Annotated in this window: 11 protein-coding genes; 8 read left to right on the forward strand and 3 right to left on the reverse strand. The window is 63.2% G+C overall.

The window, feature by feature from the left end; translation table 11 throughout:
* Window positions 1-138 precede the first annotated feature (138 nt).
* From imuA to AB6807_RS35785, 3 genes are read left to right on the forward strand one after another with little or no spacing between them, the layout of a single operon-like run.
* On the forward strand, window positions 139-1,005 hold the full coding sequence (imuA, locus tag AB6807_RS35775) for a translesion DNA synthesis-associated protein ImuA (protein ID WP_116914032.1): 867 nt from the start codon (window positions 139-141) through the stop codon (window positions 1,003-1,005).
* Window positions 947-2,284 (forward strand): DNA polymerase Y family protein, encoded by a 1,338-nt coding sequence (locus AB6807_RS35780; RefSeq protein WP_371088288.1) that lies wholly within the window; start codon window positions 947-949, stop codon window positions 2,282-2,284. Before imuA ends, AB6807_RS35780 begins: the two co-directional genes overlap by 59 nt.
* Before the next feature lie 38 nt (window positions 2,285-2,322).
* A complete protein-coding gene (locus AB6807_RS35785) occupies window positions 2,323-5,442 on the forward strand; it encodes an error-prone DNA polymerase (protein ID WP_371088289.1) in 3,120 nt (1,039 codons plus the stop codon).
* 154 nt (window positions 5,443-5,596) lie between these two features.
* Here the strand turns inward: AB6807_RS35785 and AB6807_RS35790 are convergent, their stop codons facing one another.
* On the reverse strand, window positions 5,597-6,337 hold the full coding sequence (locus AB6807_RS35790) for an H-NS family nucleoid-associated regulatory protein (protein ID WP_371088290.1): 741 nt from the start codon (window positions 6,335-6,337) through the stop codon (window positions 5,597-5,599).
* A gap of 256 nt (window positions 6,338-6,593) precedes the next feature.
* On the opposite strand from AB6807_RS35790, the gene xseA reads away from it, so the two are divergent.
* The 5 genes from xseA (at window position 6,594) to AB6807_RS35815 (ending at window position 9,783) form a co-directional block, all read left to right on the forward strand.
* Window positions 6,594-8,333, forward strand: a complete 1,740-nt coding sequence (xseA, locus tag AB6807_RS35795; protein ID WP_371088291.1) for an exodeoxyribonuclease VII large subunit — start codon at window positions 6,594-6,596, stop codon at window positions 8,331-8,333.
* Window positions 8,330-8,647 (forward strand): exodeoxyribonuclease VII small subunit, encoded by a 318-nt coding sequence (xseB, locus tag AB6807_RS35800; protein ID WP_371088292.1) that lies wholly within the window; start codon window positions 8,330-8,332, stop codon window positions 8,645-8,647. The genes xseA and xseB overlap by 4 nt, the downstream gene beginning before the upstream one ends.
* 97 nt (window positions 8,648-8,744) lie before the next feature.
* Window positions 8,745-9,077, forward strand: coding sequence for a hypothetical protein (locus tag AB6807_RS35805; protein WP_371088293.1), 333 nt, complete (start codon window positions 8,745-8,747; stop codon window positions 9,075-9,077).
* Window positions 9,078-9,139: 62 nt separating this feature from the next.
* On the forward strand, window positions 9,140-9,439 hold the full coding sequence (locus AB6807_RS35810) for a hypothetical protein (protein WP_371088294.1): 300 nt from the start codon (window positions 9,140-9,142) through the stop codon (window positions 9,437-9,439).
* Entirely contained in the window at window positions 9,436-9,783 is a 348-nt protein-coding gene (locus AB6807_RS35815; protein WP_371088295.1) for a hypothetical protein, read from the forward strand. The genes AB6807_RS35810 and AB6807_RS35815 overlap by 4 nt, the downstream gene beginning before the upstream one ends.
* Before the next feature lie 114 nt (window positions 9,784-9,897).
* Here AB6807_RS35815 and AB6807_RS35820 read toward each other — a convergent pair whose 3' ends face one another.
* Both AB6807_RS35820 and AB6807_RS35825 read right to left on the reverse strand, forming a co-directional pair.
* Window positions 9,898-10,176 (reverse strand): SDR family NAD(P)-dependent oxidoreductase, encoded by a 279-nt coding sequence (locus tag AB6807_RS35820; protein WP_371088296.1) that lies wholly within the window; start codon window positions 10,174-10,176, stop codon window positions 9,898-9,900.
* A 656-nt stretch (window positions 10,177-10,832) separates the two neighbouring features.
* On the reverse strand, window positions 10,833-12,125 hold the full coding sequence (locus tag AB6807_RS35825; protein WP_371088297.1) for a hypothetical protein: 1,293 nt from the start codon (window positions 12,123-12,125) through the stop codon (window positions 10,833-10,835).
* Window positions 12,126-12,247 lie beyond the last annotated feature (122 nt).

A 12,247-nucleotide genomic window follows, 5' to 3' on the forward strand; every position in this document is an offset into this window, starting at 1 on the left:
TTGAAAGCAGGTCGGCTGACTCCTGTTGCTGGCGTTGCAGCGCCAGCGGCCCCGATGACCTACAAAATTTGTAAACCTTCTTGCTCGGTGCCGAAGCGTCCTCGATACTGTACATCCATACAGTAATCGGAGCCGCAAATGGCCATCTCCCTGTCATGGGCTGATGGCGAACGTACGCCGGCGGCCTCCCAGCCTTCCTCCCGAGCGAGCAGCGCCCCGCGCTGGCCCCTGGCTTTGCCGCACGCCGTCGAATCGGCCATCTGGCGTGGCGATGCGCTCGGTACGCCGGTCACAACGACCATCGGTACAGGCTTCGAAGCCCTCGACGCCGAATTGCCCGGCAACGGCTGGCCTTGCCAGTCATTGACCGAGGTGCTGCAGGTGCAGCCTTCAGTGCTCGAGTGGCGGCTGCTCGCGCCCGCGATGCGCACGCTGGTCGACAAGGGCAAGCAGATCGTGATCGTCGGGCCGCCGAAGCCACCGCACCTGCCAGGCCTGAAGCACCTGGGCCTCGACGAGCGGCACCTGGTCTGGATCCAGGCGGACAAGCCGGTAGAGCGCCTCTGGGCAACCGAGCAGCTCATCAAGGCGAACGCGGCCGGCATGCTGGTGGCCTGGCTGCCGCAGGCGCGCCAGGAGCAGATCCGGCGGCTGCAGGTGTGCGCACAGAGTTGCGACGGGCCCGTCATCCTGTGCCGGCCCGCGGCCGCCGAGCACGAGGCCTCCGCCGCGCCGCTGCGCCTGCAGGCGCGCCTGGGGGTCGACTGGGAGCTGCACATCCACCTGCTCAAGCGCAAAGGACCGCCCCACGAGGGCGAACTGACCTTGCCCTCGGTGCCTGGCGGGCTGGAAGCGATCCTGACTCCGCGCCTTCGTCACCCGAGCGGCCTGATCGCCGCGCGCAAATCCCAAGATCGTTCGCAAGACCTTTCCCGAGAGTTCACCCATGCTGTGGGCAGCCCTTCTTCCCGACGGCCTTCCGGACGACCCGCAGCCGCGCACTGAGGCGCTCGACGGTCTGGCGACGTGGTGTTTGCAGTTCACGCCCCGCGTCGCTGTCCTCGAGGCGCTGCTGCAGTGTCCGGCGGTCGTGATGGAGCTCGAGCAGAGCGTGCGTCTTTTCGGCGGCAAGCGCCGCCTGGTGGAGCGTGTGCGCGAGGACTGCACCAGCCTCGGCGTGCGGCAGCTGAGCTGGGCGCCAACGAGCCTGGCCGCGCTGGCCGTCGCCAGATCGGGCCTGTCCAACGGCTTCGCCAAGCCGCTGGCCCAGCTCCTCGATGGCTTGTCACTCGAGACCCTTACGCAGGTCGCCGCGCACCAGGCGACACTGGCCCGACTGGGATGCCGGACCCTCGGACAGGTCCGCGCACTGCCACGAGGCGGCCTGAGCCGCCGCTTCGACGCGCAGCTGCTCGCCACCCTCGACGAAGCCTACGGACTGCGGCCAGAGACCTACCCGTGGGCCCAGCTGCCGGAAATCTTCCACGCCAAGCTCGAGCTCATGGCGCGCGTCGAGCACGCCCCCGCCATGCTCTTCGGGGCGCGGCGCCTGATGCTGCAGATGGCCGGCTGGCTCATGGCGCGGCGTTCCGGGGTGACGGCCTTCACGCTGCGCTGGTGCCACGACGCGATGCGCGCCAAGACCTCGGGCGACGGCGGCGAACTCACAGTGCGCACCGCACAGGCCACGCGCGACACGGAGCACCTGATCCGACTGCTGGCCGAGCACCTCGGCAAGGTCGAGCTGCTGGCGCCCGTGGGCGACCTGGAGCTGCTCGCCACCGAAGTGCAGGCGCTGGAGGAGAAGAGTTTTTCGATGCTGCCCGAGGCACGGCAGTCCGGCGAAAGCTTGGCGCTGGTGCTCGAGCGCATCGCCGCGCGCCTGGGCCCGGACCGCGTGCTGCGCCCCGTGATCCTTGAGGACCACCGCCTCGAGTGGATGTGCCGCTGGCGCCCGGCGCCCGAGCCAGCCCCGCGACTGAAATCCCGTGCGGTCGACGTCCCGCAGCCCACCTTCATCCTGCCCAAGCCGCTGCGCTTGGCAACCGAGCACAACCGGCCGCTGTACCAGGGTGTGCTTCAGCTGCTCGCGGGCCCGCACCGGGTGGAAGGCGGCTGGTGGGATCGCACGACCGAGGGTGACGACAGCCAGCGGGAGACCACACGGCAGACGGCACGCGACTACTGGGTGGCCTTGAGCGAGCACGCCGGCGTGCTGTGGATCTTCCAGATGCGCCTGGCCCAGGAAGAGACCGCGTGGTTCCTGCATGGCACCTTCGCCTGAGCACGGTCTGATCGAACCGCGCTGATGGACCGTGCGTGATGGACCTCCCTGAGTACGCCGAGTTGCGATGCGTGAGCAACTTCAGCTTCCTGCGCGGCGCGAGCCAGCCGGGCGAGCTGGTCGAGCGCGCCAAGCAACTGGGCTACAGCGCGCTGGCCATCACCGACGAGTGCAGCCTGGCCGGCGTGGTGCGCGCGCATGTAGCTGCGAAGGAGGTCGGACTCCAGCTGCTGATCGGCAGCCAGTTTCTGGTCGAGCCCGAAGCGCTGGACCCGGAGGCCTCGCCGTTCACGCTCACCGTGCTGGCCTGCCACCTCGAGGGCTACGGCAACCTGTCCGAGTTCATCACCAAGCTGCGCCGCGTCTCCGAGAAGGGAACGTACCGGTTGCCCCTTGGCGAGATCAGCGGCTCCGAACTCGAAGACTGCGTCGTGCTGGCCTCACCCAAGCGCATGGCCACGCCCGCGCAGCTGCGATGGCTCGGTGGCTGGCTGCTGCGGGAGTTCCTGGGGCGCTGCTGGTTCGCGGTGGAGAAGCTGCGCCTGATCGACGACGAGATGTGGCTGCACCGCCTGACCGAGGTGGGCAAGGCGACGGCGATCCCGCTGGTGGCCGCGGGCGACGTGCATTTCCATGTCCGCTCGCGCAAGCCACTGCAGGATGTGATGACCGCGACGCGCCTGGGCAAGCCGCTGACCGAGTGCGGCCTTGAGCTCCAGCCCAACGCGGAACGCCATCTGCGCACGCGACTGAGGCTCGCGCAGACCTACGCCCCCGACTTAATGGCCGAAACACTGAAGGTGGCGGCGCGCTGCAACTTCAGCCTGGACGAGCTGCGCTACCAGTACCCGGACGAAGTGGTTCCGGCCGGCGAGACCCCGGAGGGCTATCTGCGCCGCATCACCTACGAGGGGGCAGGGCGGCGCTGGCCCGACGGCATCCAGGCCAAGGTCCAGGCACAGATCGAGCACGAGCTGGCGCTGATCGCCGAGCTGAAGTACGAGCACTACTTCCTCACCGTGGCCGACATCGTGATGTTCGCGCGATCCCGGCACATCCTCTGCCAGGGCCGCGGCAGCGCCGCGAACAGCGTGGTCTGCTACTGCACCGGGGTCACTGAGGTGGATCCGGGCCGCATGAGCGTGTTGTTTGAGCGCTTCATCTCCAAGGAGCGCAACGAGCCGCCGGACATCGACATCGACTTCGAGCACGAACGCCGCGAAGAGGTGCTGCAGTACCTGTACGCCAAGTACGGCCGCGACCGCGCCGCCATCACGGGTGTGGTGATCAGCTACCGCCCGAAGAGCGCAATCCGCGACGTCGGCAAGGCGCTGGGCATGTCGCTGGAGACCGTGGACGCCCTGGCCAAGAGGCACCAGTGGTGGGACGGAGGGCAGGTGCGCCCCGAGCGGCTGCAGGAGATCGGGCTGTCGCTGGAGTCGCTGCAGGTCCAGCAGCTGATGCACCTGACCGGCCAGCTCATCGACTTCCCGCGGCACCTGAGCCAGCACACGGGCGGCTTCGTGCTGACGAAAGGGCCGCTGTGCCGCATGGTGCCCCTCGAGAACGCCTCGATGCCCGACCGCACCGTCATCGAATGGGACAAGGACGACCTCGACGCGCTCGGCCTGCTCAAGGTCGATTGCCTGGCGCTCGGCATGCTCACCGCGATCCGCAAGGCCCTGGACTTCATCGGCCTGCGCAGGGGCTGTGTCGTCGGCATGCAGGACATTCCGGCGGAGGACAACGACACCTACGACATGATCTGCAAGGCCGACACCGTCGGGGTGTTCCAGATCGAAAGCCGCGCGCAGATGAGCATGCTGCCGCGATTGAAACCGCGCTGCTTCTACGACCTGGTCATCGAGGTGGCGATCGTGCGGCCCGGTCCGATCCAAGGGGGCATGGTGCATCCGTACCTCGCGCGGCGGCAGGGCAGGGAGCCCGTGGTGTATCCAAGCGAGGCATTGAAGGAAGCGCTGGGCCGCACCCTGGGCGTGCCAGTGTTCCAGGAGCAGGTCATGCAGATCTCCATCCTCGCGGCCGGTTTCACACCCGGAGAGGCTGACGGGCTGCGGCGTTCGATGGCCGCGTGGAAGCGCAAGGGCGGGCTGGAGCACTACTACTCGAAGATCGTCGACGGCATGACCTCGCGAGGCTACGAGGAGAGCTTCGCGAAGGCCATCTTCGAGCAGATCAAGGGGTTCAGCGAGTACGGATTCCCGGAAAGCCACGCGGCCTCGTTCGCGCTGCTGGTCTACGCAAGCTGCTGGATCAAGTGCCACCACCCGGCGGAGTTCCTGGCCGCCATGCTCAATTCGCAGCCGCTGGGTTTTTACTCGCCGTCGCAGCTGGTGCAGGACGCGCGCCGGCATGCCGTCGAGGTGCGGCCCGTCGATGTGATGTACAGCGACGTGGATTGCACCTTGGAAGACCTGGACCATGACCCTGCGGTGCGGCTCGGACTGCGCATGATCGGTGGGCTCAAGGCGGCCTCAGCCGACCGCATCGTCGCGGCGCGTGGTCAGCAGGTTTTCGACAGCGCCGAAGACCTGGCGCTCCGCGCGCAGCTCGAGCTGCACGAGATGAAGTTGTTGGCCGCAGCCGATGCACTGATGAGCCTGTCGGGTCACCGGCGCCAGCAGGTCTGGGAGGCGGCGGGGCTGCGCGCCGCGCCCGGGCTGCTGCGCGAGGCACCGGTCGACGAGGACTTCCTCGAGCTGGACGAAGCGCCCGAGGGCGAGGAGATCGTGTTCGACTATGCGTCCACCGGGCTGACCTTGCGTCGGCATCCGGTGGCCTTGCTGCGCGAGCGCCTGACGCTGCGTGGTCTGATGACCGCGCAGGACCTGGAAGGGATCGACGATGGCGAGCACGTGAGCCACTGCGGCATCGTCACCCTGCGTCAGCAGCCAGAGACGGCGAAGGGCACGATCTTCCTGTCGCTGGAAGACGAGACCGGCGTTGTCCAGGTCATCGTTTGGAAGAGCTTGCGAGAGGTGCAGCGCCAGGAGCTGCTGGGTGCTCGGCTCATGGTCGTGCACGGGACTTGGCAGCGCGAAGGATTGGTGAAGAACCTGATCGCCGCGCGGCTCGAGGATCTGACGCCGCTGCTGGGTCGGCTAGGCGCGGCCACCGTGAGCCGCGATTTCCGCTGATGAATGCTTCGACACCCATGGAACCAGGGCGCGCGCTGGCGCATCGGTTTGAACAAGCCCAATGGCCTTGTTGACGTTAAGGCCCCTGCGCTTAATCGGCGAAAGTGGGGGCCTATGCGGACGACCTAACGCGAACCCGCTCAGATCCAGAGGGTCAGGCTCCTGCGGGCCCAGAAACAACAGCGCCGGCCTTTTCGGCGCCGGACGCGGGAGCTACTTTTTTGGCAGCTGCAGCGACCGAATTCGCACGCTTTGCCTTGGGTTGCGACGCGCTCTTGGCAGCAGCGGGGCTGGCCTTCGAGGCCGAAGCCTTTTTAACGCGCGGCGTATTCGGAAGAGTTGTCTTCACTTTGCCCTTGGCTTTGGGCTCGACAACACCTGATGCATTGCCCTCCGTGGATGCTGCTCCGATAGGAGGCAAAATCGGATTCGCGGCAGTTTTCGTTTTTTTGGCGGCTGCCTTTGTGCGCTTCGTGACCACACCGGCCTTTGGCGGCGGCACAACTGCGGCGACGGCAGGTCCTTGTTTGGAATCGGCGTCCGCCTTCGGCGAACGCTTCTGCGCATCAGTGCTGAATTCTTGAAGCGAGCGGCCATTGGCCAAGGCTTCACGCAACCAGTGAGGCCGAGGACCGCGCCCCGACCAGACCTGACCTTCGTTGTTGGCAAAACGAGGTGCCGCAGCCTTGTTGCTGTTCGATGCACCAGCCTTTTCGACCCTCGTGCTTTTCGGCGCCGTCTTGCCAAACCCAAGTTGATCTGGCGTCAGGCCATAGTGAGAGATTGCCACCTTGATGCGATCCACCACGCCCTTCAATTCTGCTTGGCGCAACGCATCGGCTTCCTTCTGAAGCTTCTCGATCTGCTTGGTAATTTGCGCAAGGGTCTGTGCCATATTTGGAGTCCTAATGAACGATTGAGGACCGCAGCATAACTGCTTCGAGTTAAGAAGCCGTCAAGTCGTCTAACTCCGAGTTGTTCGGGCCAATGTCAGACCCAAATATTACGATTCGTGAATCAACGAGAATCTCAGCCAACGTTCTTCCGACTATCGTGTCAAATGCTCCTAAATGGTGCACTCAGAAGTTCAATCTCGGCTCACTTCAAGGCGAGCCAACCCAGCACATCAAGCTTCGAATTAATTCTTTCTCATGTCTCGTCAGTACCTTGACGTCCCGTACAGATCCAAAGACGCGGCCAAGGCACTTGGCGCGCGCTTCGACGGCGCCGTCAAGCGTTGGTATGTCGAGGCCGGCATTGACTTGGCCGCCTTTGCCGCCTGGTTGCCTGCAAGCACGGCAATTGCGCCAAGCAATGCCGCCAGCCTCGCAATCCAGACGCCCGTCGGAACCAGCCTGACCAACATCAAGCAAGGCGTAGCGCTGTCCCGTTTGCTCAACGGCGTTGCATCGGCTGTTGCACAAGCTTTTGCTAACGGTGTCTGGACGTTGGTCGAAGTCAACGAAGCAACCGTGCGGAACGGCCATGTGTACCTAGAGGTCGCCGAGCGCGACGGAACGGGTCAGCCAATTGCCCGTGCACGCGCCATGATCTGGGCTAGCACCGCCTCGCGAGTCTTGCCAGAATTTGAAAAGGCCACCGGCGCAATGATCGGCGCAGGTATCAAGCTGCTTGTACGCGCCCGTCCTGTTTTCAAGGCTCAATATGGTCTGAGCCTCGAGATCGATGCCATCGACTCGGAATACACCCTGGGTGACCTCGAGGCGCGCAAAAAGGAAATCCGAACTCGGCTTCAGCAAGAAGACGTGTTCGAGCGCAACCGCCGGCTTCCGCCACCCTGGGATTTTCAGGTCGTTCTGGTCATCGCGCCGCAGGATGCAGCGGGCCTGGGAGATTTCAGGAAAGAAGCACAGCGCCTGGAGCAGTTCGGTGTCTGCCGGTTCGTGTATGCGCACAGCCGTTTTCAGGGCGAAGGTGCTGCGCGAGAGATCGTTTCGGCCGCCGAGCGCGCCCTTGAGGAGCTCGGGCCTGGCGAGCGACCAGATGCCATCGCAATCATTCGCGGCGGCGGTGCAGTCAACGATCTCGCATGGCTGAATGACTACGGGCTCACCCGCTTCATCTGCGACCAGACAATTCCTGTGCTGACCGGGATCGGGCATGAACGCGACAGCACCCTGCCCGACGAAGTGGCCCATGCACGATTCGATACGCCCAGCAAGGTAATAGGCGGCATCGAGCAGCAAATCATGCGCCGCGTCGCAGAGGCGCGCTCCGCGTTCGGCGCTATCCTGACCGTCAGCGCACAAAAGGGACGTGTCGCACGGCTGAAAATCGAGCGCCGCGAGGCAGGAATCAGGGTCGACGCAAGAAGCCATCTCGCGCGTGCGAAGCAGGACGTCACTGCAGCACTCAACGCCGTGTCCGCGAGTTCGGTGCAACATGTGCACGGCGCCGCTCGCCAGTGTCTGGCGCTGTTCAACGAAGTGCGCTCCGAAACGTTGCAGTCCTTGGCCGCGGCCAAGCAGCAGACGCCTGCGCTGATGACCGCGGTTCGCGTTGATGCATTGGCGACCCTGGGGGAGGGCAGGGCAGTGACGCGCGTCACGCTCAATACTGTGGTCGACCGCACGGCGGCGGTGGCACGCACAACAGCGAAGGCGCTCGACGACCGTCTCCAGCGCGTGTCTGAACGTGCCAGTGGCGCTGTTCAAGCTGCTCGCGGCAATGCACAAGCTCTCATGCGTGAGGTCACTGGTCAAGGGCCAGCGAAAACGCTCAACCGTGGCTTCGCCATCGTGCGAAATGACGAAGGATGCCCCGTGACGTCGAGCGCGCAAGCCAAGGAAGCAATCGCACTCAATATTCAATTCAGAGACGGTTCGGCCACGGTTCGAATCAGTCCCGCCGAAGCAAAGGAATCGAAATGACCCAGAGAACATTCAAGGAAGCCTACGGCGTGCTGCAAAGGCATGCAGAGACGTTGCGCGATCAAGAAGACCCGAACATCGATGACCTGTTGACCATCGTCACAGAGTCGGTGGAGGCATACAAGGTCTGCAAGGACCGCATTGACGCCGTGGAAGAAGCTCTGAAAGCAGCGCTTGATGGCGTTGGAGTCGGCGCTGCTCAGCAGGCGCCGCCAGTGCGCCCAGCGGCACAGACGCCCAACTCGGCAACCGGTCGCATGAGTCGCGACACGACCCCAACCTCGACAGAGGTGGACGACGACATCCCGTTCTAGCACTGAAGCCTTCTTCAACCTACCGGAACCTGCCTTTTCACACACAACGCCAGCGCCTTGGAGCAGACACGCGCCAGAGCGTGGGCACAATGTGAAGATGTCCCAAGCCGTTCCCCTCATTCGTTCGCGCGCCCGTCGCCAGTCAAAAGCCACGGCTGCTTGGGTTGCGCACACAGAGGTGTTGTCGGCCAGCGGCTATACGGATATCCGCACATTGAACGGCAAGGTCTGCGCGGTAAAACAGTTCAACTACACCACCGCCGTCGTGGTCGGATTGGATCCTATTGGTTATCAACGTCGATATTGCTATGAGCACCGCGCCGACGCTCAGGCCGCGCTCGCGGAATGGGATGGAGAAGAGCATCCTTCCGGTCCGTGGATTAAGTGCAAAGGCTCTGGCATCGACCTCTTGAACCCGGATTTCTGCTGACATCCTGCACGCGCTTTCCGTCCACTGGAAACACGACAGCCATCCTGAGCCCAAACTTTCATATGGACGTCTTCGAGATTGATCCCACAAGGTGCGGGACATATCACCTGAACTGCTCGACGGCCACCGACGCCTTCGAGTTGTCTCTGCAGACATTCTCAAAAAGACTACAGCACAGGAGCGCCTCCTCTTCGGCGTACGTGAGGGCCTGTACAGCTTTCCCACTGAAGAGCTTTGCGCGTTTCTACGAGCTCGAATTGCTGGCAGAACTGCGATTGAAGTGGGCGCTGGCCACGGAAGCCTCGCTGAGGCACTCTCTATTCCTGCCACCGACAATCGTCAACAGGAAGAGGAGAGCATGAAGGCGTACTATGACGAGATCGGGCAGCCCACGGTTCGCTACGGCGACAACGTGGAGAAGCTCGATGCATTGGCCGCGGTGACCAAGTACAAACCACAGGTCGTGATTGCATGCTGGGTCACGCACCGTTTTGAACCCGATCGTCCGGCAGCAGGGGGAAGCCTGACCGGTGTGGATGAGGAAGCACTGATTGCCTCGTGTGAAGAGTACATCTTCATTGGCAACGAGCATGTGCACACACAGAAGCCCATCTGGCAGCTGCCTCACGAGAAGCTGACACCACCTTGGATTTTCTCGCGTGCTGTCAATGGAAGCCCTGATTTCATTGCGACCTGGCGGCGATAACGGCGACTCTGGCCAGACCGATCGGGGAGCCGAATCAGAACGTTGGCGGGGCTCCGAGCGGAAAGCGACTGCATGTCGCTCTCACTTGAAGGCTCGGTCAGAAATCGCGGCCACTTACCAAGCGTACGGTGCAAAGCCCGGGCCGTCGCCGTCGCCGTCGTGAAAAAAGCCACGGGTCGGTCCGGCCCACCGGAGCGTGGCCAGGCGCACAGCAATGACCGCGCCCTGTTCCACCGTCCGCGGTGCCATTGCACCGCCCATGTCCGTGGCGACCGAGCCGGGCCAACCCGCGTTCACTTTGGTGCCGGCGCCGAAAAGCTTCTTGGCCATCTTCGCAGTGAACATGTTCAACGCGGCCTTGGAAGCCGAATACCCCATGGCGTGCAGGTCCAAGGTGGGCGCCTTCATATCCTCGGTCAGCGTAACTCGACAAGCTGATCGACGCGGGCGTGTACATCAGCCATCTGCATGAAGCCGTCCATGAGGGCAGGCAATGTCTCGGGGGGAGGGGCCACGCAGCGCACGGAAAGCGCGCCGCGGCCACCACGCTGCAGCCAGTTCTGGTGGCGCCTGAATTGGAACTCGGCCAGTTCGGGGCCTGCGCAGGGCAGCCAGACCTCGCGCCATCATCGAACTGGCGGGCCGGCGCGGTGCCCAGCGGCGGCAAGTCGATTCCCGGAAAGCCTTGCCCGCATCATTTGCGCTGCTGGTCTATACGAGCTGCTGGATCAAGTGCCAACATCGGCGGAGTGCCTGGCAACTTGCAGCGGGCTAGCTCAGTACGTCGCAGTTCAGCCGCGAGTACAAGCGCATGTTCGGCACGCCACCTCTACACGATCTGGCCACATCGTCGGATTGAGAAACGGCTCCGGCTCATCCACAGCCAATCGCTCGGGGGCAGCGAGTTGCGTGGCATGCCAACACGCTCAAAGTTAATTAGGCAATAGGTATTATGTTAAATTTTGAGAACATTTGGTTCAGGGTGTTGGATGATGCCGGCTAGGGTGAACCTCATCACACCGCCTTGATGTGAGAACTGAGGGCGTGGCTCAGACACCTTTCTCTGCCAAGAGACCGTCAAGCCCTTGCGGCCACCAGTCGGGCGGCCACCCACCCCAGGCTGGGGTCGAAAGGCAACGTTGCAGGATTGCCTGAACGGGGTCGTTCCGCGACAGTTCAAGGGCGACGACGTCGATCCACACCTTGACCCTGCTGTCGTACGGCGAGTTGAACTCCGAAGCTCGTTGCTCGAGTTGCACCAAAAACTCCTTGAGGCGCCGAACCCGCTCGTCGGCCTCCATCATTAGAAAGGCCTGCTTCACTTGCTCGCTTCGTGCTTCGCTGCGCCGTTGCTCCAGCGCGCGCGCCGCCTCTCGCTGCCTCGTAAGAGCTTCGTTCGTCTCGCGCTCCTTGCGAATCTCTATTTGCTGCGGAACAAGCGCAAGCGCACTGCGCACAATGTCGTCCACCTGTGCCTCCAGCTTTTCCTGGGTCCCCTGCCATGTTGCGCTCGCCCGGTACTCGGTTCCCGAAAAGCTGAAGGTAAGTTTGTCTGACGGACGATGCTCGAAGTCGCGCGCCCAAGAAGACTCCTTGCGCTTCTTCGCCAGTTCCTCGGGGTCCAAGTAAGTGCGCTTGTAGCCCTGAGAGAACTTGATGGCGAACTGCTCTCCCTTGCACCGCGCCTCGATGGCCGGCCATTCCGAGCGAATGACTGCCCTCCCCTTGAGTTCCTCCCGGCGAGCGATTTCCATGCCGCCAGCTTTCAGGCCTCGGAAGATCGAAGCATGAAACTGCAGAACCCATTCCATGATGTCCAGCGATGCCGTGATGTCCAACAGGCCGCGCGACAGTAGGCTGTATCGACCATGGTTTTCTAGGGGAGGCAGGTCCTCGTCTTTCGTAGGCGTCCACGCATGAACGCCGCGACGCTCGTAGCGCTTGATCAACACTGGAATTCGTTCGACATATTTCCGCGTAGCTTTAACAAGAGGATGAGCGTCGTCCATCGCCTCGCTAAACACGATAGCGGCATCTTGAATCGCAACCCCGCCGGCGGTCACCGGTGCCTCTGAACGCTTCTGCGATGCAGCCTTCCGGCGATCGAGCACCCGTGGAGCGCCGCTTGTGAATTGAACTACCGTGTCGAGTTCGGGCTTTGGCAACGGAGCCTGATGCGGCGTCTGTCCAGCCCTCAGCTTGGACCAATAGCCGCGTGGGGGGGCAGGAACAGCGTGCTGACGGCACGCTTGGGCCAAGCCCATATCGGAAATACCCAGCTCCTTGGCCAAGTGGCTCATCGGCTCAGCCCACACCTTCGCGTAGAGTTCAGTGCGCTTCATCAATAACCTCAAGCTATCAGGTCGATCAACAGGGTCTAGTTTCTTGCAATTTTCCAGAGCGCGACGCAGTGAACGCCAAACTGTCACTCACTAGGCATCTGCAGTCCGATGAAGTCGAAGAG

This window comes from Variovorax sp. RCC_210, assembly GCF_041355175.1.
Classification (GTDB): Bacteria; Pseudomonadota; Gammaproteobacteria; order Burkholderiales; family Burkholderiaceae_C; genus Variovorax.